The following is a 26,285-nucleotide window of genomic DNA, read 5'->3' on the forward strand; positions in this document are numbered from 1 at the left end:
CTGGCCTGAGAGGTATCTCTCGGTTATCTGAAAGTCTCAGTCAGAGATCAGCGCTGGCGGGCTGAACTCTGATTTTGAGTTTTCACACAGCCTGTACAGGGATCGCGGTGCATGCACCCTACTCGGCGATCAGCCAGTCCATACGGTAGCTGCCGGCAGTCTGCGCCAGCTCCTTGGCCAGCCAGGGCAGCAGCTCCTTGAGTTCTTCTTCAAGGCCCCACGGCGGGTTGGCGATGGCCAGGCCAGAGCCGTTCAGGCCCTGCGGGCTGTCCTGGTGGTGCACATACAGCTCGACCCGCAGCAGCTTCGGCGCGCCGGTGCTGGTCAGGTCCTGGTAATAGCGGGTCAGCGAGCGCTGGTCCTTGATCGGGTACCAGATGGCCGCGACGGTCTGGCGCATGCGGCCAATCGCCTCCTTCATGGCGCTGGTACAGCGCTTGAGCTCGTCAGCCTGCTCGAACGGCGGGTCGATCAGCATGATTGCGCGCTTTTCCTGCACCGGCAGCAAGGCGCGTGGCACATGCCAGCCTTCGCCCAGGTGCACAGTCACGCGCGGGTCCTTTTTCATGTTCTCTTTGAGTAGCGGCCCGTCTTCAGGGTGCTTCTCGTTGAGCAGGGCGCGGTCCTGCTGGCGCATCAGGCGACGGGCCAGCTCGGGCGAACCCGGGTAGTAACGCAGTTCGCCGTCAGCGTTCAGGCGCTTGATGATGCGCAGGTAGTCGTCAGCCATGGCCGGCAGGTCATCGCGGTTCCACAGGCGGGCGACACCTTCCAGGTACTCGCCGGTGCGGCTTGCCTGGTCGCCCTGCAGGTCGTACAGGCCGAGCCCTGCGTGGGTATCGATGTAGGCGAACGGCTGCTCCTTGCGCGACATCAGGGCGATGAGGCGGGTCAGCACGATATGTTTGAGGACGTCGGCGTGGTTGCCGGCGTGGAAGGCGTGACGATAGTTCATGGCAACTCCTGCGAAGGCGGCAAGTTTACCTTGCCTTGCAGGCGGAGTCAGGCCTGGCTGCTGGTCGGTGTTGGCTTCTTCGCGGGTGAACCCGCTCCTACAGAGACCTGCACAGATCTTGAATCCTGCGCAGTACCTTTGTAGGAGCGGGTTTACCCGCGAAGCAGGCCCCGCCGACTCAACGGGTATTACTTGTCAGCGTGATACGCCGCATCAGCAGTCTCGAAGCGCTGCACCATCGCGTTCGAAGGGCTGCCCATCTTGCTCACCACGAAGATGGCGATGCTCGCCAGCAGGAAGCCCGGGATGATTTCGTACAGGCCCCAGACATCAATCTGCTTCCACAGGATCACGGTCAGTGCACCCACCACGATACCGGCCAGCGCGCCGTTACGGGTCATGCCTTTCCACAGCACCGAGATCAGCACCACCGGACCGAAGGCGGCACCGAAGCCGGCCCAGGCGTAGGCCACCAAACCCAGCACGCGGTTTTCCGGGTTGGCTGCCATGGCAATGGCAATCAGGGCCACGGCCAGCACCATCAGGCGGCCGACCCACACCAGCTCACGCTGCGAAGCATTCTTGCGCAGGAAGGCTTTGTAGAAGTCTTCGGTCAGGGCACTGGAGCACACCAGCAGCTGGCAGCTCAGGGTGCTCATGACCGCCGCCAGGATGGCCGACAGCAGCACACCAGCGATCCATGGGTTGAACAGGATCTTCGCCAGCTCGATGAACACGCGCTCGCGGTTCTCGGTAACCGGGCCGGCCAGGTCAGGGTTGGCCGAGAAGTAGGCGATACCGAAGAAGCCCACGGCGCAGGTACCGGCCAGGCACAGGATCATCCAGGTCATGGAGATGCGGCGGGCGTTGGCAATCGACTTGACCGAATCGGCAGCCATGAAGCGCGCCAGGATGTGCGGCTGGCCGAAGTAGCCTAGGCCCCAGCCCATCAGCGAGATGATGCCGATGAAGGTTGCACCCTTGAGCATGTCGAAGTTGGCCGGGTTCACCGCTTCGATGGCCAGGAAGGTGGTGTCGAAGCCGCCGGTGGAGATCAGCACGATGATCGGGGTGAGGATCAGCGCGAAGATCATCAGCGAAGCCTGCACGGTATCGGTCCAGCTCACCGCCAGGAAGCCACCGACGAAGGTGTAGGCGATGGTGGCCGCGGCGCCAGCCCACAGGGCGGTTTCGTACGGCATGCCGAAGGTGCTTTCGAACAGGCGGGCACCGGCAACGATGCCAGAGGCGCAGTAGATGGTGAAGAACACCAGGATGACGATGGCCGAGATGATCCGCAGCAGGCCGCTGTTGTCTTCGAACCGGCTGGAGAAGTAGTCCGGCAGGGTCAGTGCGTCACCGTTGTGCTCGGTCTGAACCCGCAGGCGACCGGCGACGAACAGCCAGTTCAGGTAGGCACCAACGGTCAGGCCGATGGCGATCCAGGCCTCGGATAGGCCCGAGAAGTAGATGGCGCCCGGCAGGCCCATCAGCAGCCAGCCACTCATGTCGGAAGCACCTGCAGACAGCGCGGTAACCACGCTACCCAGGCTGCGACCGCCCAGAATGTAATCGGAAAGGTTGTTGGTGGAGCGATAGGCGGCGAAGCCGATCAGCACCATTGCCGCGATGTAGATCACGAAAGTGATCGTTAGTGGATTGCCCATGCGTGTGCCCTGGCGTTTGTTTTTATCTCATGCACAACCGCAGCCATGGCGGTTGCACCCAGGCGGCGAATCCTATGCAACAACGCAAAGCAGGTGCAACCATTTTTCATTTGCAAGTTGCACCTGCTCGTGCACTTTTCCGACAAAAGCGCTTTTTTGCTCCTTTTTGGAGCATAGGCGTCGTTTTTAAGACAAATTCGCACCAAAAACGACCCTTTGTCAGGTGTGGAAATGTCTGTCAGACGAGTTGCACCTTTTACACAAAAAATTCGGGTTGCACCTGGTTGCACCTGAATTGTCCTACAGGCTAATCTTGGCGTCAGCTTAGGCCACAGCCGTGGCAATAACGAGGATAAGAAATGGCGACGACCACCCTTGGGGTCAAACTCGATGACCCTACCCGTGAGCGACTCAAGGCCGCAGCGCAGTCGATTGACCGCACGCCGCACTGGTTGATCAAGCAAGCGATCTTCAACTACCTGGAGAAGCTCGAGGGTGGCGCCACCCTGACCGAACTCAATGGTCATGCCAGCAGCCTGGCCGATGACGCAGGCGAAGTTCAGGCCGATCACAGCCACCAGTGTTTCCTCGAGTTCGCCGAGAGCATCCTGCCGCAATCGGTACTGCGCTCGGCGATCACTGCCGCCTACCGCCGCCCCGAACAGGAAGTGGTGCCGATGCTGTTGGAGCAGGCCCGCCTGAGCGCGCCGCTGGCCGAAGCCACCAACAAGCTGGCCGCCGGCATCGCCGAAAAACTGCGCAACCAGAAGAGCGCTGGCGGCCGCGCCGGCATCGTCCAGGGCCTGCTCCAGGAATTCTCGCTGTCGTCCCAGGAAGGCGTGGCACTGATGTGCCTGGCCGAAGCTCTGCTGCGCATCCCTGACAAGGGCACCCGCGACGCACTGATCCGCGACAAGATCAGTACCGGCAACTGGCAGCCGCACCTGGGCAACAGCCCGTCGCTGTTCGTCAACGCCGCTACTTGGGGCCTGCTGCTGACCGGCAAGCTGGTCAGCACCCACAACGAATCCGGCCTCACATCTTCGCTCACCCGCATCATCGGCAAGAGCGGCGAGCCGATGATCCGCAAGGGCGTCGACATGGCCATGCGCCTGATGGGCGAGCAATTCGTCACCGGCGAAACCATTGCCGAAGCCCTGGCCAACGCCAGCCGCTTCGAGGCCAAAGGCTTCCGTTATTCCTACGACATGCTGGGTGAAGCCGCACTGACCGAGCATGACGCGCAGAAATACCTGGCGTCCTACGAGCAGGCCATCCACTCGATCGGCAAGGCCTCGCATGGCCGCGGCATCTATGAAGGCCCAGGCATCTCGATCAAGCTGTCGGCGCTGCACCCACGCTATAGCCGCGCCCAGTACGAGCGCGTGATGGAAGAGTTGTACCCGCGCCTGCTGTCGCTGACCTTGCTGGCCAAACAGTACGACATCGGCCTGAACATTGACGCCGAAGAAGCCGACCGCCTGGAGCTGTCGCTCGACCTGCTTGAACGCCTGTGCTTCGAGCCTTCGCTGGCCGGCTGGAACGGCATCGGTTTTGTGATCCAGGCCTACCAGAAGCGCTGCCCGTACGTGATCGACTACGTCATCGACCTGGCCAAGCGCAGCCGCCACCGCCTGATGATCCGCCTGGTCAAAGGCGCCTACTGGGACAGCGAAATCAAGCGCGCCCAGGTCGAAGGCCTGGAAGGCTACCCGGTGTACACCCGCAAGGTTTACACCGACGTGTCCTACGTTGCCTGCGCCCGCAAGCTGCTGGCCGTGCCAGAAGCCATCTACCCGCAGTTCGCCACCCACAACGCCCACACCCTTTCGGCCATCTACCATATTGCCGGGCAGAACTATTACCCGGGCCAGTACGAGTTCCAGTGCCTGCACGGCATGGGCGAGCCGCTGTACGAGCAAGTGGTCGGCAAGATTGCCGATGGCAAGCTGAACCGCCCGTGCCGCGTCTATGCACCGGTCGGCACCCACGAAACGCTGCTGGCCTACCTGGTCCGTCGCCTGCTGGAAAACGGCGCCAATACCTCGTTCGTCAACCGCATCGCCGACCACTCGATCTCCATCCAGGAACTGGTTGCCGACCCGGTCGCCAGCATCGAGCGTATGGGTACCCAGGAAGGCAACATCGGCCTGCCGCACCCGCGCATTCCGCTGCCGCGTGACCTGTATGGCACTGAGCGGGCCAACTCGGCCGGTATCGACATGGCCAACGAACACCGCCTGGCGTCGCTGTCCTGCGCCATGCTGGCCACCGCCCACAACGACTGGAAAGCCGTACCGCTGCTGGCCTGCGCCGCCAGCGAGACCGCTGCCGTACCGGTACTGAACCCGGCGGACCTCCGTGATGTGGTCGGCCATGTGCAGGAAGCCACCGTTGCCGACGTCGACAACGCCATCCAGTGCGCGATCAATGCCGCACCGATCTGGCAGGCTACCCCGCCGGCAGAGCGCGCTGCGATTCTGGAGCGCACTGCAGACCTGATGGAGGCCGAGATCCAGCCGCTGATGGGTCTGCTGATCCGCGAAGCGGGTAAAACCTTCGCCAACGCCATCGCCGAAGTGCGTGAAGCCGTGGACTTCCTGCGCTACTACGCCGTGCAGGCCCGCAACGACTTCAGCAACGACGCCCACCGCCCGCTGGGCCCGGTGGTGTGCATCAGCCCGTGGAACTTCCCGCTGGCAATCTTCTCTGGCCAGGTGGCCGCAGCCTTGGCTGCCGGTAACCCGGTGCTGGCCAAGCCGGCCGAACAAACCCCTCTGATCGCAGCCCAGGCCGTGCGCCTGCTGCTGGAAGCCGGCATTCCGGAAGGCGTGCTGCAGCTACTGCCAGGCCGCGGCGAAACCGTCGGTGCCGGCCTGGTCGGTGACGAGCGCGTCAAAGGCGTGATGTTCACCGGCTCTACCGAAGTTGCTCGCCTGTTGCAGCGCAACGTCGCCGGCCGCCTGGACAACCAGGGCCGTCCGATCCCGCTGATCGCCGAAACCGGCGGCCAGAACGCAATGATCGTCGACTCCTCGGCACTCACCGAGCAGGTGGTGATCGATGTGGTGTCTTCGGCCTTCGACAGTGCCGGCCAGCGTTGCTCGGCCCTGCGCGTGCTGTGCCTGCAGGAAGACTCCGCCGACCGCGTGATCGAAATGCTCAAGGGTGCCATGGCCGAAAGCCGCCTGGGCTGCCCGGACCGCCTGGCCGTGGACATTGGCCCGGTGATCGACGCCGAAGCCAAGGCCGGCATCGAGAAGCACATCCAGGGCATGCGTGAAAAAGGCCGCTCGGTCTACCAGGTTGCCATCGCTGATGCGGCCGAAATCAAGCGCGGCACCTTCGTCATGCCGACCCTGATCGAGCTGGACAGCTTCGACGAACTGAAGCGCGAAATCTTCGGCCCGGTGCTGCACGTGGTGCGCTACAACCGCCGCAACCTGGACCAGCTGATCGAGCAGATCAACAACTCCGGCTATGGCCTGACTCTCGGCGTGCACACCCGCATTGACGAGACCATTGCCAAAGTCGTGGAAACCGCCAACGCCGGCAACATGTACGTCAACCGCAACATCGTAGGTGCGGTGGTGGGTGTGCAGCCGTTCGGTGGTGAAGGCCTGTCCGGCACCGGCCCGAAAGCCGGCGGACCGCTGTACCTGTACCGCCTGCTATCGACCCGCCCGGCCGATGCGATCGGCCGCCACTTCCAGCAGCAGGACGGCGAAGGCAAGCCAGACCGTACCCTGCACGAACAGCTGGTGAAGCCACTGCACGGTCTGAAGGCCTGGGCCGAGAGCAACCAGCTGGCCGACCTGGCCGCGCTGTGCGGCCAGTTCGCCAGCCAGTCGCAGAGCGGCATCGCCCGCCTGCTGCCAGGCCCGACCGGCGAGCGCAACAGCTACACCATCCTGCCGCGCGAGCACGTGCTGTGCCTGGCCGACAACGAAGCCGACCTGCTGGCGCAGTTTGCTGCGGTGCTGGCGGTGGGCAGCTCGGCGGTATGGGCTGACGGCGAACCGGGCAAGGCCCTGCGCGCCCGCCTGCCGCGTGAGCTGCAGGCCAAGGTGAAGCTGGTGGCGGACTGGAACAAGGATGACGTGGCGTTCGACGCCGTGATCCACCATGGCGACTCGGACCAGCTGCGCGGCGTTTGCCAGCAGGTGGCCAAGCGTTCCGGGGCGATCGTGGGTGTGCACGGGCTGTCCAGCGGGGATCATCAGATTGCGCTGGAGCGACTGGTGATTGAGCGGGCGGTGAGTGTGAATACCGCGGCGGCGGGGGGGAATGCCAGTTTGATGACTATTGGCTGAGGCCAGGGGTTGTTGATAAAAAAGGGAGAGCTTCGGCTCTCCTTTTTTTATAGGTGTTCGTCTTGAGGTTGGGGGTGGGCTGACAGGTGCTCGCCACAACATCTTCTGCGCCTATGAGATCGAGCGCCGCCCGCGCGGCGCTTCGCAGCACAAGGCTGCTCCTACATCTGTTTCGGGCCAGTATCGCCTGTGCCAGACGCACGCGACCGCCTTGTTTGTACGACGCGATTTCGAGGCGTGCACCAAGGCGGTCGCGCGCAAATCCCACAGGAAAGACTGGCCCGAAACAGATGTAGGAGCAGCCTTGTGCTGCGAAGCGCCGCGCGGGCGGCGCTCGATCTCATAGGCGCTGAAATTGTTGTGTCGAACACATGGCAGCCTTCATGCAATCTAGAGCCAACCCCTCACTGCTTCATCCCCAACTCCGCATCATCCATCAGCGCCTTGGCCATCGCACTCAGGTAATGGGCAGCCCAGATCATCATCGGCTTCTCATCCATCAACCCGGTGATGGTCAGCTCGCGCACATACCCCATCAACTTCGAAGACTGCTCGCGGGCATCCCTGCACGGGATCCCGGGCTCGATGCGGAACAGTGGATGGGTGCCGTTTTCGCCTTGGTAAAAAGTGGTTTTGCCGACGGTGAATTGGGTGTCTTCTGTTGTCATTGTTCAATCCCCTGATAATTCTCTATTGCCTGGCCGGGCCCTTTCGCGGGTAAACCCGCTCCCACAGGTACGGTGCAACCCTTGAAGCCTGTGGTGAACCTGTGGGAGCGGGTTCACCCGCGAAAGGGCTAGCCCAGGCGACATATCAACAAAGCCTTACAGCTGGCATTTGCCCCTGCATCGGGCTGTCTTCAGAAAAAGGGGATCACGAGATGGATCAGGTACACTCTTAAGCATTGGTATTTTTCTCGGTATGGGCCACCACCCTTTGCTGTCAAACAAGAGGGTGGCAGCTGTGCATGGGTTGACAGACCGGTAGAAAAATCCAAAAAGCCCGGCGCACGCGAGGTGCCCCACACACAGCCGCCATAAAGGCGAGAGCCATGAGAATTTTCTGGTCGGCCTGTCAAAGCCGGTCACTGATTCGCCAGCGACCACCCGAGACTAGGGCCCCACCCAGAGCACCGCAATGGCTAGAAGGGGGCTGGGAGTATGTTTGGGAAATGGACTACAGGGAATAGGCAAAAACCTAAGAAATTGCCGGGGTGCTGACTGGAATGCGGTGGGGCTGACAGGTGTTCGCCTTGGCATTTGCAGCGCCTGTGAGATCGAGCGCCGCCCGCGCGGCGCTTCGCGGCACAAGGCCGCTCCCACATCTGTTTCGGGCCAGTCACTCCTGTGAGGCCTCCTCTGTCCGCCTTGTTAGCCCCATTCGATATTGAAGGTGGCGCTGATCTTTATCGATTTCCAGTCATGCGCACCAGGGTGCGCGCGCCTATGGCACAGGAATAATTGGCCCGAAACAGATGTGGGAGCGGCCTTGTGCCGCGAAGCGCCGCGCGGGCGGCGCTCGATCTCACAGGCGCAGAAAGAATCAAGGCAAGCACCTGTATGCCCCCACCCCTTTCTAAACCCATATCACCCAAACCTATTAACCTCCCCCACCCCTACCCAACCCCCTACACTCGCAGCATCCCGCCTCAGGACCGCCCCCATGCCCGAGACCCTGCTCAGCCCTCGCAACCTCGCCTTCGAGCTCTACGAAGTCCTCGACGCCGAAGCCCTCACCCACCGCCGGCGCTTCGCCGAGCACAGCCGCGAAACCTTCGACGCCGCCCTGACCACCGCGCGCACCATCGCCGAAAAGTTCTTCGCCCCGCACAACCGCAAGGCCGATGAAAACGAGCCGCGCTACGTCGACGGCCGCGCCGAACTGATCCCCGAGGTGAAGCCCGCCGTCGACGCCTTCCTCGAAGCCGGTTTCCTCAACGCCAACCGCGATTTCGAAATGGGTGGCATGCAGCTGCCCAGCCTGGTCTCGCAAGCCTGCTTCGCCCACTTCCAGGCCGCCAACGCTGGCACCACGGCCTACCCATTCCTGACCATGGGCGCGGCCAACTTGATCGAAAGCTTCGGCACTGAAGAGCAGAAGCGCCTGTTCCTGCAGCCGATGATCGAGGGCCGCTACTTCGGCACCATGGCCCTGACCGAACCCCACGCCGGTTCGTCGCTGGCCGACATCCGCACCCGCGCGGAACCTGCAGGCGACGGCAGCTACCGGCTCAAGGGCAACAAGATCTTCATTTCCGGCGGCGACCACGATCTGTCGGAAAACATCGTGCACATGGTGCTGGCCAAGCTGCCGGACGCCCCGCCCGGGGTGAAGGGCATTTCGCTGTTCATCGTGCCCAAGTACCACGTCAACCCGGACGGCAGCCGTGGCCCGCGCAACGACGTGCTGCTGGCCGGGCTGTTCCACAAGATGGGCTGGCGCGGCACCACCTCCACCGCGCTGAACTTCGGCGACAACGGCCAATGCGTCGGCTATCTGATCGGCCAGCCGCACCAGGGCCTGGCCTGCATGTTCCAGATGATGAACGAGGCGCGCATCGGCGTCGGCATGGGCGCGGTGATGCTCGGTTACGCCGGCTACCTGTATTCGCTGGAATACGCCCGCCAACGCCCGCAGGGCCGGCGGCCGGACAACAAGGACCCGCACAGCCCGGCAGTGCCGATCATCGAACACACCGATGTGAAACGCATGCTGCTGGCCCAGAAAGCCTACGTCGAAGGCGCCTTCGACCTCGGCCTGTACGCCGCTCGCCTGTTCGACGACACCCATACCCTCAGCGATGAAAACGCCCGCAAACAGGCGCAGGAACTGCTCGACCTGCTGACCCCAATCGTCAAATCCTGGCCCTCGGCGTTCTGCCTCAAGGCCAACGAACTGGCAATCCAGATCCTCGGCGGCCACGGCTACACCCGCGAATACCCGGTGGAGCAGTACTATCGCGACAACCGCCTGAACCCGATCCACGAAGGCACCGAGGGCATCCAGTCACTCGACCTGCTGGGCCGCAAGCTGGCGCAGAACAATGGCGCCGGGCTCAAGCAACTTATCCGCCTGATCGCCGCCACCGGCGAGCGCGCCAGCCATCACCCCAACCTTGACCCGCTACGCCAGCCGCTGGAGCAACTGGTCAACCGCCTGCAAGGGGTTACCCTTGCCCTGCTCGGCGACCTGGCACAGGGCAAAGTCGCTGGTGCCCTGGCCAACTCGGCGCTGTACCTCAAGGCCTTCGGCCACTGCGTGATCGGCTGGCGCTGGCTGGAACAGGCGATTCACGCCGAACTCGGCCTGCTCAAGGGCACCGCTGCTGATCGCGACTTCTACCTCGGCAAGCTGCAAGCCGCACGTTATTTCCTGACCTGGGAAGTACCGGGCTGCCATAATGAGCTGGCATTGCTCGAGGCACGCGACGATACCTGCCTCGGCATGCAAGACGGGTGGTTCTAGGGGGAGCCACCGCGTACACGGAGACTTCCACATGTTCGATTCCAGCGCCCTGCTGCGCCAGCGCTTTGCCGCGCTGCGCAGTACGGCCGAGTTGTTTTCCCTGCGCCATGTGAAACAGTCGCACCAGGCGCTGTCGGTTCGCCGCAATGTCGCCGAGCCACCCTTCTTCAGCCAGGACGAGGGCGCCATGCTCACCGTGCGGGTCAATGGCGTGGAGGCCTACGCGGCCACCGCCGACCTGTCCCAGGCTGGCCTGCAGCGCGCCCTGGAACAAGCCGAGGCACTGGCCCGGCAGATCGATCGGCACAGCCTGCTGGACCTGCGCGAGCAGCCGGTGACCAGCGCCCGCCACGACCACATCTCGCCCAACTTCGACCAGCCCGTGCCCAGCCTTGCCGACTGCCTCGGCCTGCTCGCTGCCGAATCGGCCAGCGTGCCCAAGGACAGCCACCTGGTGGACTGGCAGGCCAGCCTGGGCTTGACCCTGGTCGAGCAAACCTACCTGAACTCTGCCGGCGCCGAACTGCGCCATGCCCAGCGCTTCCTGTTCCCGGGCCTGGGCGTAACCGCCAGCGACGGCCAGGACAGCCAGAGCCGCAGCCTGGGCCGCGACAACTTCGGCCAGCAGGGCGGCTTCGAGATCATCGAGCGCTGCGGCCTGGTGGGCGCCGCCCGGCAGGTTGCCGATGAAGCGCTGCAGTTGCTGCTGGCACCGAACACGCCCAGCGGACCACGCGACCTGCTGCTGATGCCGGACCAGATGATGCTGCAGATCCACGAATCCATCGGCCACCCGCTGGAGATGGACCGTATCCTCGGCGACGAACGCAACTACGCTGGCACCAGCTTCGTCAAAGCCAGCGACTTCGGCCACCTGCAATACGGCTCCAGCCTGCTCAACGTGACGTTCGACCCGACCATCGGCGAAGAGCTGGCCAGCTACAGCTTCGATGACGACGGCACTGCGGCCAGCAAGCAGTTCCTCATCCGCGACGGCCTGCTGCTGCGCCCACTGGGCGGCGCGCTGTCGCAGTTCCGCTCAGGCCTGGATGGCGTAGCCAACAGCCGTGCCTGCGGCTGGAACCGTGCGCCGATCGACCGCATGGCCAACCTCAACATCGAGCCGGGTGACCAGTCCCTCGACCAACTGATCGGGGGCATCGAGCACGGCATCCTGATGCGCACCAACCGTTCCTGGTCCATCGACGATGCGCGCAACAAGTTCCAGTTCGGCTGCGAATGGGGCCAGCTGATCGAAAACGGCCAGCTCAAGGGCATCGTCAAGAACCCCAACTATCGCGGCATCTCCGCGCAGTTCTGGCGCAACCTGGCGGCGGTTGGTGACCGCAGCACCTTCCAGGTACTGGGCACGCCCAACTGCGGCAAGGGCGAACCCAACCAGGTGGTGCGCGTGGGCCATGCCTCGCCAGCCTGCGTGTTCCGCCAGATCGACGTATTCGGAGGAGACGCCTGATGCAACATGCATTTGAAACCCTGGTCGGGGATGTGCGCGCCGCGCTGCAGGCGGGCGAGCAGTTCACCCTCGGCTACAGCGCCGAACAGTCGCAATTCGTGCGTTTCAACCATGCCAAGGTGCGCCAGGCCGGCGAAGTGAGCCAGGCCAGCGCGCAGCTGCGACTGATCCGCGATGGCCGCCAGGCCGAACAGCAAGTGACCTTGAGTGGCGACACGCAACTGGACCGCCAACGCCTGACTGATGCGCTGGAACAACTGCGCCAGACCTTGCCGCTGCTGGCCGTCGACCCTTACCTGCGCCTGGACGAAAGCGCCTGGCATAGCCACAGCCAGCAAGCGCAGCCGTTACCCGAATTGAGCGAAGTGCTGGCCCTGCTCGACCGCGAAGCCGGCGACCTGGACCTGGTCGGCATCTACGCCGCCGGCCCGATCTGCCGGGGCTTCGCCAGCTCGTTCGGCGCCTTTGGCTGGCACCAGGCCAACAGTTTCAACTTCGACTGGAGCCTGTTCCACGAAAATGGCGAGGCCGTGAAAGCCAACTATGCCGGCCAGCTGTGGAGCGCCGAAGACTTTACTGCACGCTTGCGCCAGGCACGCGAACAGCTGGGCTTCCTCAGCCTGCCTGCCGTTTCCCTCAAGCCCGGCAGCTACCGCGCCTACCTGGCGCCGGCGGCCATGGACGAGATTGCCGGCATGCTGTGCTGGGGCGGTTTCTCGGCACAGGCCCTGGCCACCGGTAACAGCGCCTTGCAGCGCCTGTACAACGGGGATGCGCGGTTGAGCCCGATGGTGAGTTTCACCGAGCAGGTCAGCGGTTCGTTGAGCCCGGCGTTTTCCGATGAGGGCTCGCCGCGCCTGGATGTGCCGTTGATCGAGCACGGTGCAGCCCTGCAGCGCTTGATCAGTGCGCGCAGTGCGGCCGAGTTCGAACTGCTGGCCAATGGTGCCGACAGCTACGAGTCGCCGTGTGCGCTCAGCCTGGCGCCGGGTGGCCTGCCCAGTGAGCAGATCCTGGAGCGGCTGGGCACCGGGTTGTATATCAGCAACCTGTGGTACTTGAACTACTCTGACCTGCCGGCGGCGCGCATGACCGGGCTGACCAGATTTGCCACCTTCTGGGTGGAGAACGGGCAGATTCAGGGGCCGGTGAGCACCATGCGCTTCGATGACAGCCTGTACAGCTTGCTGGGTAGCCAGCTGGAGGACCTGACCCAGGAGCGCGAGATGATTTTGTCGACCAGTACCTATGGACAGCGCAGTACCGGGTCGAGTCATTTGCCGGGGGCGCTGGTCAAAGGCCTGACCCTGACATTGTGATTGGACTTGCCGGCCCTTTCGCGGCTAAAGCCGCTCCTACGACGAACGCGTAACCCTTGTAGGAGCGGCTTTAGCCGCGAAAGGGCCGGCACTGACAAACGAGGAAGTCATGCCCGAACGCACCCCGCTGGACCCCGTCACCGCCCGCTGGATCCCTTGGGTGGTGGCCATCGCCTTTTTCATGCAGTCCCTGGACGGCACCATCCTCAACACCGCGCTGCCGGCCATGGCCCGCTCGCTGGCCGAAGACCCGCTGCGCATGCAGGGCGTGATCATCGCCTACATGCTCACCGTAGCCCTGCTGATCCCCGCCTCGGGCTGGATCGCCGACCGCTTCGGCACCAAGCGCATCTTCTTCAGCGCCATCCTGCTGTTCAGTTTCGGCTCGCTGCTGTGCGCCGCCGCTAACAGCCTCGGTTTCCTGGTCTTCGCCCGTGTCGTGCAGGGCCTGGGCGGCGCGCTGATGCTGCCGGTCGGGCGGCTGGTGGTGTTGCGCGCCTACCCGCGCAGTGAACTGGTGCGGATCATGAGTTTCATCACCATCCCCGGCCTGCTCGGCCCACTGCTGGGCCCGACGGTCGGCGGCTGGCTGGTGGAAATCCTCAGCTGGCACTGGATCTTCCTGCTCAACCTGCCAGTCGGCCTGATCGGTTGCTATGCGGTGTGGAAGTTCATCCCGGACCTGCGCGGCGCCGAGCGCACCAAGTTCGACGGCCCCGGCTTCCTGTTGTTTGGCGCAGCGATGGTACTGATCACCATTGCCATGGAAGGCCTGGGCGAGCTGCACCTGCCCCACCTGCGGGTGATGCTGCTGCTGTTCGCCGGCATGGCGTGCCTGGCCGCCTACTGGCTGCGCGCCGGGCGCGACCCGGAGCCGCTGTTCTCGCCCAGCCTGTTTCGCGTGCGTACCTTCGCCATCGGCATCCTCGGCAACCTGTTCTCGCGCCTGGGCAGTGGCGCCTTGCCGTTCCTGGTGCCGTTGCTGCTGCAGGTGGCACTGGGTTACTCGCCGGCCCAGGCCGGCATGAGCATGATCCCGCTGGCGGCCGCGGCCATGCTGGCCAAGTCCATCGCCAGGCCGCTGATCGAACGTTTCGGCTACCGCATCATTCTCACCAGCAACACCTTGCTGCTGGGCATCCTGCTGGCCAGCCTCGGCCTGGTCGACGAGCAAACGCCCTACGCGGTGCTGCTGATCCAGCTAGGCCTGCTGGGTGCGGTCAACTCGATGCAGTTCACGGCGATGAACACGGTCACCCTGATCGACCTCGACGACGCCAGCGCCAGCAGCGGCAACAGCCTGCTGTCGGTGGTCGCGCAGTTGGCGCTGAGCCTGGGCGTGGCCTGTGCTGGCGCGCTGCTCGGCGGCTTTACCGCAGCGGGCAGCGCCGAGGGCGTGGAAACCACGCTGGGCGCGTTCCAGCTGACGTTCGTCACCATCGGCATCATGTCCATGCTGGCCGCAGCAATCTTCCTGCAGTTGGCGCCGACGGACGGAAGGCGTGCCCGTCGTCCGGAAGAGCACGTAGAGTCTTAGGGTGAATGGCCACGAGGCTGGTAGACTGTGCGGCATTTTTAGCTTCGCACCGCAGGCCCGCCTCGTGACCACCGAATCCACCGCCTTTGCCACCTTGCCGCTGTCCACTGCCATGCTGGCCAACCTGGACGCCCTCGGCTATGCCTCGATGACGCCGATCCAGGCCCAGAGCCTGCCGGTCATCCTCAAGGGCCAGGATCTGATTGCCCAGGCCAAGACCGGCAGCGGCAAGACCGCCGCCTTCGGCATCGGCCTGCTCAACCCGATCAACCCGCGCTACTTCGGCTGCCAGGCGCTGGTACTATGCCCTACCCGCGAACTGGCCGACCAGGTCGCCAAAGAGCTGCGTCGCCTGGCCCGCGCCGAAGACAACATCAAGATCCTGACCCTGTGCGGCGGCGTTTCGCTGGGCCCACAGATCGCTTCGCTGGAGCATGGTGCGCACATCATCGTCGGCACCCCGGGGCGCATCCAGCAGCACCTGGACAAAGGCACCCTGGTGCTTGACGGCCTGAACACCTTGATCCTCGACGAAGCCGACCGCATGCTCGACATGGGCTTCTTCGACGCCATCGCCAGCATCATCGGCAAGACCCCATCGCGCCGCCAGACCCTGCTGTTCTCGGCCACCTACCCGGCCGGCATCAAGCAACTGGCCGCCGACTTCATGCGCAACCCGCAGCAGGTCAAGGTCGAGAGCCTGCACACCGACAACCAGATCGAGCAGCGTTTCATCGAGATCGATGCAGAGCAACGTCTGGATGCCGTCACCCGCGTGCTTGGCCACTACCGCCCACAGTCGTGCGTGGCGTTCTGCTTTACCAAGCAGCAGTGCGAGGATGTGGTTGCCCACCTGACTGCCAAGGGCATTGTCGCCCAGGCCCTGCACGGCGACCTGGAGCAGCGCGACCGCGACCAGGTGCTGACCATGTTCGCCAACCGCAGCAGCTCGGTGCTGGTAGCCACCGACGTGGCCGCGCGCGGCCTGGACATTGACGGCCTGGACATGGTCATCAACGTCGAGCTGGCGCGCGATGCGGAAATCCACGTGCACCGCGTGGGCCGTACTGGCCGTGCGGGCGAGAAAGGTGTTGCGGTCAGCCTGGTGGCCCCGGCCGAAGGGCACCGCGCCCAGGCTATCGAAGAGCTGCAGAAGAGCCCGCTGCGCTGGGACCAGCTGGACAGCCTGAAGAACAAGGGCGGCGAGCCGCTGCTGCCGGTGATGAGCACCCTGTGCATCGCCGCCGGGCGCAAGGACAAGCTGCGCCCGGGCGATATTCTGGGGGCACTGACCGGTGATGCCGGGATCCCGGGCAAGCAGGTGGGCAAGATTGCGATCTTTGACTTCCAGGCGTTTGTGGCGGTGGAGCGGGCGTTGGCCAAGCAGGCCATGCAGCGCTTGAACAGCGGCAAGATCAAGGGCCGCTCCCTGAAAGTCCGCATCGTCTGACCTATTTCGGGGCCGCTTTGCGGCCCTTTCGCGACACAAGGCCGCTCCTACAGGGGATCGCGTATCTCCTGTAGGAGCGGCCTTGTGTCGCGAAAGGGCTGCGCAGCAGCCCCCTGCAATCTTGAAGAGGTAACACCGTGCACTCCACCGACGTGATCATCCTCGGCGCCGGCGCCGCCGGCCTGATGTGCGCCCAGCTCAGCGCCCGCCGAGGCCGCCGGGTGCTGCTGCTCGACCACGCCAACAAGCCAGGCAAGAAGATCCTCATGTCTGGCGGCGGCCGCTGCAACTTCACCAACATGTACACCGAGCCCAGCAACTTCCTCTCGCACAACGCGCATTTCTGCAAGTCGGCGCTGGCCCGCTACACCCAGTGGGACTTCATCGAACTGGTGTGCAAGCACGGCGTGGCCTACCACGAGAAGAAGCTCGGCCAGCTGTTTTGCGACAACAAGGCCAGCGACATCCTCGACATGCTGCTGGCCGAATGCGACGAGGCCGGCGCCGAGATCCGCATGCACACCAGCATCGAACAGATCGAGAAGACCGAAAGCGGCTACCTGCTGCAGACCAGCGGCGGCCAGTTCGCCTGCCAGTCGCTGGTGATCGCCACCGGCGGCCTGTCGATCCCGACCCTGGGCGCCACCGGTTTCGGCTACCAGGTGGCCCGCCAGTTCGGCCACACCTTGCTGCCAACCCGCGCCGGGCTGGTGCCGTTCACCATCACCGAGCCCCAACTCAAGGCATTGTGCACCGAGCTGTCCGGCACTTCGCTGGACTGCACCGCCAGCTGCAACGGCACCAGCTTCCGCGAAAACCTGCTGTTCACCCACCGTGGCCTGAGCGGCCCGGCGATCCTGCAGATCTCGTCGTTCTGGGAAGCCGGCGACACGGTCGAGATCAACCTGCTACCAGACCGTGACGCATTGACCTGGCTGCAACAGATGCAGGCAGAGCGCACCAATGCCGAACTGAAGACCGTGCTGGGCGAAGTGTTCACCCGCAAGCTGGCCAACCTGCTGGCCGAGCAGTGGTTCGAGTCCAGGCCGATGAAGCAGTACACCCCGGCGGAGCTGGCACAGATCGCCGAGAAACTGGCGAACTGGCAAGTGGTGCCGGCCGGCACCGAAGGCTACCGCACCGCCGAAGTTACCCTGGGTGGCGTGGACACCCGCGAAGTGTCGTCCAAGACCATGGAATCGCTGAAGAGCCCCGGGCTTTACTTCATCGGTGAAGTGCTGGATGTCACCGGCCACCTGGGCGGTTTCAACTTCCAGTGGGCCTGGGCATCGGCCAACGCCGCAGCGCAGTTCGTGTAGAGTAGAATCCATTCAGCAGCACGGAACGCTTCTTGCTGGCCCGTGCTGGGAGTGCCGTTATTCGGGGCGCTTTGCGCCCCTTCGCGGGCAAGCCCGCTCCTACATGGATCTGTGTAACCTTTGTAGGAGCGGGCTTGCCCGCGAAGGGCCGCACAGCGGCCCCAATAGCACGGCCTCGAAAGGTATTCCTCTGATCACTGCCTAGCAGGCCATCATGTCATCGAGCTCGTTCCGTCAGTCACTGCGTCGCCTGTGGGGCCAAGACAAGTTCAGCTACAGCATCCGGGTCACCATCGCCCTCACCGGCAGCCTGGCCCTGTGCTGGTACCAGAACGAGATGGCCCTGCTGATTCCACTGTTCCTCGGCATCATCGCCAGCGCCCTGGCCGAAACCGATGACAGCTGGCAGGGCCGCCTCAGCGCCCTGGCCGTTACCCTGGTGTGTTTTGCCATCGCCGCACTGGCGGTGGAGTTGCTGTTCCCCTACCCCTGGATCTTCGTCATTGCCCTGGCCCTGGCCGCATTCGGCCTGACCATGCTCGGCGCCTTGGGCGAGCGCTATGGTGCGATTGCCTCGGCAACACTGATCACCGCGGTATACACCATGATCGGCGTGGACCAGCGTGGCGGCCAGGTCACAGACTTCTGGCACGAACCGCTGCTGCTGGTGGCAGGCGCGGCCTGGTACGGGCTGCTGTCGGTGCTGTGGCAGGCGCTGTTCTCCAACCAACCGGTACAACAGAGCCTGGCCAAGTTGTTCTTCGAGCTGGGCAGCTACCTCAAGCTCAAGGCCAGCCTGTTCGAACCCATCCGCACCCTCGACGTCGAGGCCCGGCGCCTGGAGCTGGCCCAGCAGAACGGCAAGGTGGTGGCAGCGCTCAACGCCGCCAAGGAAATCATCCTGCACCGGGTGGGCAACAGCCAACCGAACTCCAAAGTCAGCCGCTACCTCAAGCTGTACTTCCTGGCCCAGGACATCCATGAGCGGGTCAGCGCCTCGCACTACCCCTACAACGCCCTGACCGAGGCGTTTTTCCACAGCGACGTGATGTTCCGCTGCCAGCGCCTGCTGCGTAAGCAGGGCTCGTCCTGCCAGGAGCTGGCCCGCTCGATCCGCCTGCGCCAGCCGTTCGTGCTGGCCAGCGGTTATCCAGAAGCCCTTGAAGACCTCAACGCTTCGTTGGAACACCTGCGCCTGCAGAGCAACCCGGCCTGGCGCGGCCTGTTGCGCTCGCTGCGGGCGCTGGCCGCCAACTTGTCGACGCTGGACCGCCTGCTCAGCGCCGCCAGCAACCCGGACAGCCTGGCCGATGCCAGCGACAGCAGCCTGCTCGACCGCTCGCCACGCTCGCTGAAAGACGTGTGGACACGCCTGCGCACCCAACTCACGCCGACCTCGCTGCTGTTCCGCCACGCCTTGCGCCTGCCGCTGGCGTTGTCGATCGGCTACGGCATGGTGCACCTGATCCACCCGACCCAGGGCTACTGGATCATCCTCACCACGCTGTTCGTGTGCCAGCCCAACTATGGGGCGACCCGGCGCAAGCTGGTGCAACGGGTATTCGGCACTGCCGTCGGCCTGACCGTGGGCTGGGCCTTGTTCGACCTGTTCCCCAACCCGGTGATCCAGTCGTTGTTCGCCGTGGTCGCCGGGGTGGTGTTCTTCGTCAACCGTACCACCCGCTACGCCCTGGCCACGGCCGCGATCACCCTGATGGTGCTGTTCTGCTTCAACCAGATCGGCGATGGCTATGGCCTGTTCCTGCCGCGCCTGTTCGATACCCTGGTGGGCAGCCTGATCGCCATCCTTGCGGTGTTCCTGTTCCTGCCAGACTGGCAGGGGCGGCGGTTGAACAAGGCGCTGGCCAACACCCTGGCCTGCGCCAGCGTGTACCTGCGCCAGATCATGCAGCAGTATGCCCACGGCAAGCGCGACGACCTGGCTTATCGGCTGGCCCGGCGCAACGCCCACAATGCCGATGCGGCGCTGTCCACCACCTTGGCCAACATGCTGATGGAGCCGGGGCATTTCCGTAAGGAAGCCGACGTCGGCTTCCGCTTCCTGGTGCTGTCGCACACCTTGCTCAGCTACCTCTCAGGGCTTGGTGCGCACCGCGATACGGCGTTGCCGGCGGAGGTGCAGGAGCAGTTGATCGAAGGTGCCGGGCAAAGCCTGGCCAGCAGCCTGGACGAGATTGCCAACGGTTTGGCGGCGCGGCTGCCGGTGGCGATTCATAGCGATGCCGAAGAGGCGCTGGCCAATGCGCTGGAGCAGATGCCGGAAGAGCTGGATGAGCACCAGCGGCTGGTGCAGACGCAGTTGGCGTTGATCTGCCGGCAGCTGGCGCCGTTGCGAACCTTGGCGGCGCATTTGATCAAGGAAGGTTCCCCGGCCTGATCTCTATTGCCTGTGCTGGCCTATTCGCGGGTGAACCCGCTCCTACAAGGAATGCGCACTTCCTGAGCCTGCGCGCTCCCTTGTAGGAGCGGGTTCACCCGCGAATAGGCCGGTACAGGCAATTGAGTTCAAAAACCATGCTGATGCAGCAGCCGCGCATAGCTGCCATCGGCCTTCATCGCCGCAACCGCCCGCTCGAACCCCTCGACGATCCGCTCATGCTCCGGATGCTTCAGGCTGACCAGGATATGCAGGGTATTCTCCGCCAGCGGCGGCTCCACCAGCACCACCCCTTCACGCACCGCCTGCGGCTCGCGCTGTAGGCTGTATCGGGCCACGTACTCGTCTTCCACCGCCAGGTTCACCCGCCCAGCCGCCAGCATGCGCACCGCAGAGGAAAAGTTGCTTACCGGCACCTTGTGCAGGCGGGTGTCGCCATCGAACTCGGATGAATAGGCGTAATCACGCACCACGGCGATGCTGTACGGGTACAAGTCCGACTGACGCTTGTAGCGCACCGCCTCGCCCTTGCGCTGCAGCAGGCGTACACGGTTACTCAGGTAGGCTGTGGAAAAGTGCCCGATGCGGGCGCGCGAGTCGTTGTACCAGGCATTGATCAGCACGTCGTAGCGACCTTCACTTACCCCCAAAAGCGCCCGCGCCCACGGCGCCTCCTCAAAGGCACTGGTGTAGCCGGCACGGGCCAGTGCGGTGGTGACGATGCTGGTCGCCAGGCCGCCGCCCGGCAAACTGGCATCGGTAAACGGGGGCCAATTGTCTGCCACCAGGCGCAGCTTGTCGTGGCCTGGTGCGGGCGTTGCCAGCATCACTGCCAGCAATCCCAGAACACAAAACAGTGGCCGCATGCTCAAGTCCTTTTGCAATGGGGGGCGCACACTGTGTAGGCAGTCATCTTTGCAACTGCCAATGAGATTACACAAAGGCAGTGCCTGAGGCAGCGGCCAATAATGTCATTTAGCCTCTATTTTGGCCGAAGCACACGCGACATGCGATGATCGGTGATCACTTCAAGGAGTTCCCACCAATGTCCATCGACTGGCTCTGCAAGCACCACACCGACCTCAGCAAGGACCAGCTCTACGCCATTCTGCAATTGCGCACGGAAGTGTTCGTGGTCGAGCAGCGCTGCGCCTACCAGGAAGTCGATGGCCAGGACCTTGGCGGCGATACCCTGCACCTTATGGCCTGGCAGGACGATAAGCTGCTGGCCTACCTGCGTTTGCTCGATCCACAGTCACAGGGCGGGGATGTGGTGATCGGGCGGGTGGTGACTTCACCTGAGGCGCGTGGGCTGAAGCTGGGGCACACGTTGCTGCTGAAGGGGCTTGAGGCGGCGGAGCATTGCTGGCCGGGGGTGCCGGTGTACCTGTCGGCGCAGGCGCATCTACAGGCGTTTTATGCCGGGCATGGGTTTGTGGTGGTGGGTGAGGAATATCTGGAGGATGACATTCCGCATATCGGCATGCGTAAGGGCTGAGATCGCCGCGATCCCTGTGGGAGCGGGCTTGTCCCGCGAAGCAGACCACGCGGTGCATGGCACCGGCTCTGCCGGTGTTCGCGGGACAAGCCCGCTCCCACAGGCCGCGATTCGGCCCCAGCTTTTCAGGGGTAGCCCAGTACTTCACGAATCTGCCGCAAATGCTGGATGATCCACTGCTTGTCGATCGCCCCCCAGTCATGAATGCGGTAATGCCCGGCATGATTGCGCGCGCCCTCTTGTTGCTCGAACTCGCAGACGATATCCAGGTCGGCCAGGGCGGCGATGGTGTCCTGGGCGGTGCGCCGCGGCATGCCGGTGGCCTCCATCAGGGCTGGCACGCTGGTCGCGGTCTGGCTGTCGATCAGCCAGGCCACGTACAGGCGGCGGTAGAAGCTGCTCTTGGTCTTGCTCACTTCCATGCTGCATGTTCCTTACAGATTACCCGGCAACTCCCGATAGGTCAGGTAGACGCGCAGGTCGAATTCCAGTTGGTGATAGTCCGGCTCCATGTGCTGGCAGAGCTGGTAGAACGCTTTGTTGTGATCACGCTCGCGCAGGTGCGCCAGTTCGTGCACCACGATCATGCGCAAGAACTGCGGCGCTGCCTCCTTGAACAGCGAGGCGATGCGGATTTCCTTCTTCGCCTTGAGCTTGCCGCCCTGCACCCGTGATACCGCCGTGTTCAGGCCCAGGGCCCGATGGGTCAGGTCGAGGCGGTTGTCGAACAGCACCTTGTCCAGGTTTGGCGCGCTGCGCAGGTATTGCTGGCGCAAATCCTGGGCATAGCCGTACAACGCCTTGTCGCTTTGCACGTCATGGCGGTCAGGGTAGCGGCGCTGCAGATACTCGCCCAGGCGGTCGCTGTCGATCATCTGCCGCACCTGCTCCTGCAGGTGCGGGGGGTAGGCTTGCAAGTAACGTAATACGGTCATGGCGCTGCATTCGGCGTAACGAATGCCGATTCTAGCCAATCATGGCCCTGGCCAGGGGAAAATCGCCGGAAAGCCGCTGGCATCCGCTGCAGTCATCGGGTAAGCCACCAGGAAGCCCTGCACGTATTCGCATCCATTGGCCTTGAGCCAGGCCGCCTGGGCCGGGGTTTCCACGCCCTCGGCAATCACCGTGATGCGATAGTCGGCGCACAAGCTTATGACGCTGCGCACCAGCGCGGCATCCACCGCCGAATCGGGCAGGCGCGCCACCAGGTGACGGTCGAGCTTGAGGGTATCGATCGGCAGGTCGCGCAGCATGCGCAACGAGCAGTCGCCTGCACCAAAGTCATCCAGGGCCACGCGTACCCCCAGCTCGCGCAGGCGGTGTATCTGTTTCACGGCGGCATCGATGTTGTACATCAGCGAGGTTTCCGCCACTTCCACTTCCAGCTGCACCGGGTCCAGCTGGTACAGCTGAATCACCCGCTGCAACTCCTCGACCAGGCCAGGCATGACGAACTGCGCGCGGCTCAGGCTGATGCCAAGTACGAGGTCTGCGGGGAAGCGGTCGTACCAGGCCTGGCGCTGAGCCGCGCCCTGGCGGTAGATCCAGCTGGCCAGGCGGTTGATCAGGCGCGCTTCCTCAAGCAACGGTATGAACAGCCCTGGCGGTACATCGCCGACGCTGGGGTGCTGCCAGCGCAGCAAGGCTTCGAAACCCCGCAGGTGGCCATCGGCAAAGCGCACCTGGGGCTGGTACACCAGGCTGAAATCCTGCTGCTCGATGGCCGTGCGCACGCTGTCTTCAAGCATCAACCGCGAACGCGCTCGGCCGTTGAGCTCCTGATCGTAGAAGCGGTACTGCTGGCGCCCGGCCTGCTTGGCTGCGTACATCGCGGCATCAGCCGAGCGCAGCAGGCCCTCCACATTGGCCCCGCAGTCCGGGTAGGTGGCGATGCCGATGCTGACCCCAAGGCAGACATCCAGGCCTTCTACCTGGTGGCTGATGGAAATACGCTCAAGCAGCCGCTCGGCATAGCGCCCGGCCTGCTCCGGGTAAGGCAGGCTGTCGAACAGCGCGGTGAATTCATCGCCGCCCATGCGCGCCAGCAGCGCCTCGCTGCCAAGGCAATCCTTGAGTTGTTCGGCCACCCAGCGCAGCACCCGGTCGCCGGCGTCGTGGCCCAGCGAGTCATTGATGCGCTTGAAGCCATCCAGGTCCATGTACATCAGCGCCTGCGCCTTTACCGAGCGTTCGTTACGCAGCAGCGCGCCTTCGGCGGCCTGGTAGAAACCACGGCGGTTGAGCAGGCCGGTGAGCGGGTCGGTCACGGCCTGGTACTCAAGCTGTTGGTGCAGGTTGCGCACCACCGACATGTCCAGCACCGTCACCACCATGGCCTGCTGGTCGGCCGGTAGTGGCGCACAGGACAACGCCACGGGCACCAGTGCGCCGCCCAGGGTGCGCAGTTGGGCATCGTGCACACGGAAGATCCGCCGCCCCAGGTAGGCCTGGTAGAAGTCCGATTCGCCCCACAGGCTGGCACTGGCCAGCTGCACCAGATCGAGCAGGTGGACGCCCTGCAACTGCTGCACCGGGGCCGCCAGCAAGCGGGAGATGGCCGGGTTGGCAAAGCTGATGATGCCTTGGGCATCGACCACCAGAATGCCTTCGGCGGCGTTCTCCAGGATCGACGCATTGAACGCCCTGGCCGCCTCCAGCTCGCGGGTCAGGCGCTGCAGCATGCGCCGGTTGCGCTGCTGGTCGAGCAGGGCCTGGACCTTGGGCTTGAGGATTTGTGGGTCGAACGGTTTGAACATGTAGTCCACGGCGCCGCTGGCATAGCCTTTGAGCACGGCCGCTTCGGACTGTTCGTTGGCGGTGAGGAAAATGATCGGCGTCAGCCGGGTGCGCTGGCTGCCGCGCATCAGCCGGGCGACTTCAAAGCCATCCATCTCCGGCATCTGTACATCCAGCAAGACCAGGTCGACATCGTGTTCAAGCAACGCGCTCAAGGCTTCCATCCCTGAGCTTGCCGTCAGCACTTGCCAATCCTGACGGGCCAGCAACGCCCGCATGCTGATGAGGTTCTCGGGGTAATCGTCTACCACCAGAAGAACCGATTTGCCATCCAGTGGCTGTGGTTGAGGGTGAGCGCCATCCATGCTGCTTCTCTGTTATGTGACCGACTTCAAGGTGCGCTTGGATCCATTAGTACTCTAGACCTGAGCGAGTAACACGCAATGCAATCAGAACGCTATCAGCGGTTCAACTGTACGGTAGCCGACTAACGGTCGCTTTGCCGGGAAAATATGTGCCGGCTTCTTCGCGGCGGTTCGACGACTCGACGCGCCCGCTCCCACAGGTACTGCACAGCCTGAAGGTTTGCATGCTCTAACACCCAAAAATGAAAAAACCCGCATTTCTGCGGGTTTTTTGTGTCGCCAGTCGATCAGTTGACCTTGGCGGCCAGCTCACCTTTGGCATAACGCTGGAACATGCCTTCCAGGGAGATCGGCTTGATCTTCGAGGCATTGCCAGCGGTGCCGAAGGCTTCGTAACGGGCGATGCACACGTCACGCATGGCCTTCACGGTTTCAGCGAAGAACTTGCGCGGGTCGAACTCGCTCGGGTTCAGGGCCATGTGACGGCGCATGGCACCGGTGGACGCCAGACGCAGGTCGGTGTCGATGTTGACCTTGCGCACGCCGTACTTGATGCCTTCGACGATTTCTTCAACCGGTACGCCGTAGGTTTCTTTCATCTCGCCGCCGTACTGGTTGATGATCGCCAGCCACTCTTGCGGTACCGAGGAAGAACCGTGCATCACCAGGTGGGTGTTGGGGATGCGCTTGTGGATTTCCTTGATGCGCTCGATGGCCAGGATGTCACCGGTTGGCGGCTTGGTGAACTTGTAGGCACCGTGGCTGGTACCGATGGCGATCGCCAGGGCGTCGACCTGGGTCTTCTTGACGAAGTCGGCGGCTTCTTCCGGGTCGGTCAGCATCTGGCTGTGGTCCAGCACGCCTTCGGCGCCGATGCCGTCTTCTTCACCGGCCATGCCGGTTTCCAGCGAACCCAGGCAGCCCAGCTCGCCTTCTACCGAAACGCCGCAGGCGTGCGCCATGGCAACGGTCTGCTGAGTAACGCGGACGTTGTACTCGTAGTCGGTCGGGGTCTTGCCGTCTTCACCCAGCGAGCCGTCCATCATCACCGAGCTGAAGCCCAGCTGGATCGAACGCTGGCAGACATCAGGGCTGGTGCCGTGGTCCTGGTGCATGCACACCGGAATGTGCGGGAACTCTTCGATGGCAGCCAGGATCAGGTGGCGCAGGAACGGCGCGCCAGCGTATTTGCGGGCACCGGCCGAAGCCTGGACGATCACCGGGGAGTCGGTCTTGTCGGCCGCTTCCATGATGGCGCGCATCTGCTCGAGGTTGTTGACGTTGAAAGCTGGTACGCCGTAACCGAACTCGGCGGCGTGGTCCAGCATCTGGCGCATGCTAATGAGTGCCATTGTGTATCTCTCTCCCGACAAGCGTCGTTTGTTTCGTGCAAGCCTGCCGCAGGGGCGGTTGCTGTTCAAGTAGTGTGGGCCACCGTCGCGGCCCGGCCAGTCACGGTGCCTTGCAGCCCCGCCCAATCAGATCGTTGGTTGCCACCCAGTACACCAGGCCTTCTTCGCCTTTGGTGTGGAAGGCCAGCATGCCATCGCTGTAAAGCGCACCCGAGGCACCCGGCTCGGCCTTGAGCCGATAGACCTGGTCGCCGCCACCAAGGCGCACGTCAACCTGGTCGCGCTGCGCATCGGCGAAGCGCCACAGCACTTCGGCCTGGGTGTCGCAGACCCAGCGGGTCCAGTTGTCTGCCGGGGCGGGTTGCGCCGGCTGTAGCAGTGAGCATCCTGCCAGTGTCGCCAGGGCCGTCACGGCCAAGAGCGCTTTCATTACATAT

At 63.7% G+C, this 26,285-nt stretch carries 18 protein-coding genes; 9 read left to right on the plus strand and 9 right to left on the minus strand.

The window, feature by feature from the left end; all coding sequences use genetic code 11:
* Positions 1 to 118 precede the first annotated feature (118 nt).
* Both ACIP1G_RS00005 and putP read right to left on the minus strand, forming a co-directional pair.
* Positions 119 to 955, minus strand: coding sequence for a 23S rRNA (adenine(2030)-N(6))-methyltransferase RlmJ (locus ACIP1G_RS00005; protein WP_400732375.1), 837 nt, complete (start codon positions 953 to 955; stop codon positions 119 to 121).
* A 188-nt stretch (positions 956 to 1,143) separates the two neighbouring features.
* Positions 1,144 to 2,622 (minus strand): sodium/proline symporter PutP, encoded by a 1,479-nt coding sequence (gene putP / locus ACIP1G_RS00010; RefSeq protein WP_400732377.1) that lies wholly within the window; start codon positions 2,620 to 2,622, stop codon positions 1,144 to 1,146.
* Between the two features lie 359 nt (positions 2,623 to 2,981).
* On the opposite strand from putP, the gene putA reads away from it, so the two are divergent.
* Positions 2,982 to 6,935: a trifunctional transcriptional regulator/proline dehydrogenase/L-glutamate gamma-semialdehyde dehydrogenase gene (putA, locus tag ACIP1G_RS00015; protein ID WP_400732380.1), complete on the plus strand. Its 3,954-nt coding sequence runs from the start codon at positions 2,982 to 2,984 to the stop codon at positions 6,933 to 6,935.
* Positions 6,936 to 7,339: 404 nt separating this feature from the next.
* Here the strand turns inward: putA and ACIP1G_RS00020 are convergent, their stop codons facing one another.
* Complete coding sequence (locus ACIP1G_RS00020) at positions 7,340 to 7,603, minus strand: DUF3077 domain-containing protein (RefSeq protein ID WP_400732381.1); 264 nt, start codon at positions 7,601 to 7,603, stop codon at positions 7,340 to 7,342.
* Positions 7,604 to 8,597: 994 nt separating this feature from the next.
* Between ACIP1G_RS00020 and ACIP1G_RS00025 the strand changes: the two genes are divergently transcribed.
* The 7 genes from ACIP1G_RS00025 to yccS all read left to right on the plus strand — a co-directional run bounded on the left by ACIP1G_RS00025 (position 8,598) and on the right by yccS (position 19,897).
* On the plus strand, positions 8,598 to 10,400 hold the full coding sequence (locus ACIP1G_RS00025; RefSeq protein WP_400732382.1) for an acyl-CoA dehydrogenase: 1,803 nt from the start codon (positions 8,598 to 8,600) through the stop codon (positions 10,398 to 10,400).
* Between the two features lie 31 nt (positions 10,401 to 10,431).
* The gene (locus ACIP1G_RS00030) at positions 10,432 to 11,874 is read left to right on the plus strand and encodes a TldD/PmbA family protein (protein ID WP_400732384.1); all 1,443 of its coding nucleotides are present in this window, start codon (positions 10,432 to 10,434) and stop codon (positions 11,872 to 11,874) included.
* Positions 11,874 to 13,193, plus strand: coding sequence for a TldD/PmbA family protein (locus ACIP1G_RS00035; RefSeq protein ID WP_400732386.1), 1,320 nt, complete (start codon positions 11,874 to 11,876; stop codon positions 13,191 to 13,193). Before ACIP1G_RS00030 ends, ACIP1G_RS00035 begins: the two co-directional genes overlap by 1 nt.
* A 109-nt stretch (positions 13,194 to 13,302) precedes the next feature.
* Positions 13,303 to 14,730 (plus strand): multidrug transporter subunit MdtD, encoded by a 1,428-nt coding sequence (mdtD, locus tag ACIP1G_RS00040; protein ID WP_400732388.1) that lies wholly within the window; start codon positions 13,303 to 13,305, stop codon positions 14,728 to 14,730.
* A 112-nt stretch (positions 14,731 to 14,842) separates the two neighbouring features.
* A complete protein-coding gene (gene dbpA, locus ACIP1G_RS00045) occupies positions 14,843 to 16,180 on the plus strand; it encodes an ATP-dependent RNA helicase DbpA (RefSeq protein WP_400733107.1) in 1,338 nt (445 codons plus the stop codon).
* Between the two features lie 137 nt (positions 16,181 to 16,317).
* Positions 16,318 to 17,499, plus strand: coding sequence for an NAD(P)/FAD-dependent oxidoreductase (locus ACIP1G_RS00050; RefSeq protein ID WP_400732390.1), 1,182 nt, complete (start codon positions 16,318 to 16,320; stop codon positions 17,497 to 17,499).
* A gap of 214 nt (positions 17,500 to 17,713) precedes the next feature.
* Positions 17,714 to 19,897, plus strand: coding sequence for a YccS family putative transporter (yccS, locus tag ACIP1G_RS00055; RefSeq protein ID WP_400732392.1), 2,184 nt, complete (start codon positions 17,714 to 17,716; stop codon positions 19,895 to 19,897).
* 128 nt (positions 19,898 to 20,025) lie between these two features.
* Here yccS and ACIP1G_RS00060 read toward each other — a convergent pair whose 3' ends face one another.
* On the minus strand, positions 20,026 to 20,763 hold the full coding sequence (locus ACIP1G_RS00060) for a substrate-binding periplasmic protein (protein ID WP_400732394.1): 738 nt from the start codon (positions 20,761 to 20,763) through the stop codon (positions 20,026 to 20,028).
* A 179-nt stretch (positions 20,764 to 20,942) separates the two neighbouring features.
* Here ACIP1G_RS00060 and ACIP1G_RS00065 point away from each other — a divergent pair, with 179 nt between their 5' ends.
* Positions 20,943 to 21,395: a GNAT family N-acetyltransferase gene (locus tag ACIP1G_RS00065; RefSeq protein ID WP_400732396.1), complete on the plus strand. Its 453-nt coding sequence runs from the start codon at positions 20,943 to 20,945 to the stop codon at positions 21,393 to 21,395.
* 125 nt (positions 21,396 to 21,520) lie between these two features.
* Here ACIP1G_RS00065 and ACIP1G_RS00070 read toward each other — a convergent pair whose 3' ends face one another.
* From ACIP1G_RS00070 to ACIP1G_RS00090, 5 genes are all read right to left on the minus strand, one after another.
* On the minus strand, positions 21,521 to 21,817 hold the full coding sequence (locus tag ACIP1G_RS00070) for a helix-turn-helix domain-containing protein (protein ID WP_016395304.1): 297 nt from the start codon (positions 21,815 to 21,817) through the stop codon (positions 21,521 to 21,523).
* A 12-nt stretch (positions 21,818 to 21,829) separates the two neighbouring features.
* Positions 21,830 to 22,330, minus strand: coding sequence for a M48 family metallopeptidase (locus ACIP1G_RS00075; protein WP_346646141.1), 501 nt, complete (start codon positions 22,328 to 22,330; stop codon positions 21,830 to 21,832).
* Between the two features lie 39 nt (positions 22,331 to 22,369).
* A complete protein-coding gene (locus ACIP1G_RS00080; protein ID WP_400732397.1) occupies positions 22,370 to 24,496 on the minus strand; it encodes a putative bifunctional diguanylate cyclase/phosphodiesterase in 2,127 nt (708 codons plus the stop codon).
* A 287-nt stretch (positions 24,497 to 24,783) separates the two neighbouring features.
* Positions 24,784 to 25,848, minus strand: a complete 1,065-nt coding sequence (gene fba, locus ACIP1G_RS00085) for a class II fructose-bisphosphate aldolase (protein ID WP_201206955.1) — start codon at positions 25,846 to 25,848, stop codon at positions 24,784 to 24,786.
* A gap of 100 nt (positions 25,849 to 25,948) precedes the next feature.
* A complete protein-coding gene (locus tag ACIP1G_RS00090; RefSeq protein WP_004576614.1) occupies positions 25,949 to 26,278 on the minus strand; it encodes an MliC family protein in 330 nt (109 codons plus the stop codon).
* Positions 26,279 to 26,285: the final 7 nt, after the last annotated feature.

It is taken from the genome of Pseudomonas sp. NPDC089392 (genome assembly GCF_044749595.1).
Lineage (GTDB): Bacteria > Pseudomonadota > Gammaproteobacteria > Pseudomonadales > Pseudomonadaceae > Aquipseudomonas.

What these genes read in the sequence shown, in the direction of transcription:
- ACIP1G_RS00005 (WP_400732375.1), bottom strand. Translation starts at nt 955, where the DNA reads ATGAACTATCGTCACGCCTTCCACGCCGGCAACCACGCCGACGTCCTC.
- putP (WP_400732377.1), bottom strand. Translation starts at nt 2,622, where the DNA reads ATGGGCAATCCACTAACGATCACTTTCGTGATCTACATCGCGGCAATG.
- putA (WP_400732380.1), top strand. Translation starts at nt 2,982, where the DNA reads ATGGCGACGACCACCCTTGGGGTCAAACTCGATGACCCTACCCGTGAG.
- ACIP1G_RS00020 (WP_400732381.1), bottom strand. Translation starts at nt 7,603, where the DNA reads ATGACAACAGAAGACACCCAATTCACCGTCGGCAAAACCACTTTTTAC.
- ACIP1G_RS00025 (WP_400732382.1), top strand. Translation starts at nt 8,598, where the DNA reads ATGCCCGAGACCCTGCTCAGCCCTCGCAACCTCGCCTTCGAGCTCTAC.
- ACIP1G_RS00030 (WP_400732384.1), top strand. Translation starts at nt 10,432, where the DNA reads ATGTTCGATTCCAGCGCCCTGCTGCGCCAGCGCTTTGCCGCGCTGCGC.
- ACIP1G_RS00035 (WP_400732386.1), top strand. Translation starts at nt 11,874, where the DNA reads ATGCAACATGCATTTGAAACCCTGGTCGGGGATGTGCGCGCCGCGCTG.
- mdtD (WP_400732388.1), top strand. Translation starts at nt 13,303, where the DNA reads ATGCCCGAACGCACCCCGCTGGACCCCGTCACCGCCCGCTGGATCCCT.
- dbpA (WP_400733107.1), top strand. Translation starts at nt 14,843, where the DNA reads ATGCTGGCCAACCTGGACGCCCTCGGCTATGCCTCGATGACGCCGATC.
- yccS (WP_400732392.1), top strand. Translation starts at nt 17,714, where the DNA reads ATGTCATCGAGCTCGTTCCGTCAGTCACTGCGTCGCCTGTGGGGCCAA.
- ACIP1G_RS00060 (WP_400732394.1), bottom strand. Translation starts at nt 20,763, where the DNA reads ATGCGGCCACTGTTTTGTGTTCTGGGATTGCTGGCAGTGATGCTGGCA.
- ACIP1G_RS00065 (WP_400732396.1), top strand. Translation starts at nt 20,943, where the DNA reads ATGTCCATCGACTGGCTCTGCAAGCACCACACCGACCTCAGCAAGGAC.
- ACIP1G_RS00070 (WP_016395304.1), bottom strand. Translation starts at nt 21,817, where the DNA reads ATGGAAGTGAGCAAGACCAAGAGCAGCTTCTACCGCCGCCTGTACGTG.
- ACIP1G_RS00075 (WP_346646141.1), bottom strand. Translation starts at nt 22,330, where the DNA reads ATGACCGTATTACGTTACTTGCAAGCCTACCCCCCGCACCTGCAGGAG.
- ACIP1G_RS00080 (WP_400732397.1), bottom strand. Translation starts at nt 24,496, where the DNA reads ATGGATGGCGCTCACCCTCAACCACAGCCACTGGATGGCAAATCGGTT.
- fba (WP_201206955.1), bottom strand. Translation starts at nt 25,848, where the DNA reads ATGGCACTCATTAGCATGCGCCAGATGCTGGACCACGCCGCCGAGTTC.
- ACIP1G_RS00090 (WP_004576614.1), bottom strand. Translation starts at nt 26,278, where the DNA reads ATGAAAGCGCTCTTGGCCGTGACGGCCCTGGCGACACTGGCAGGATGC.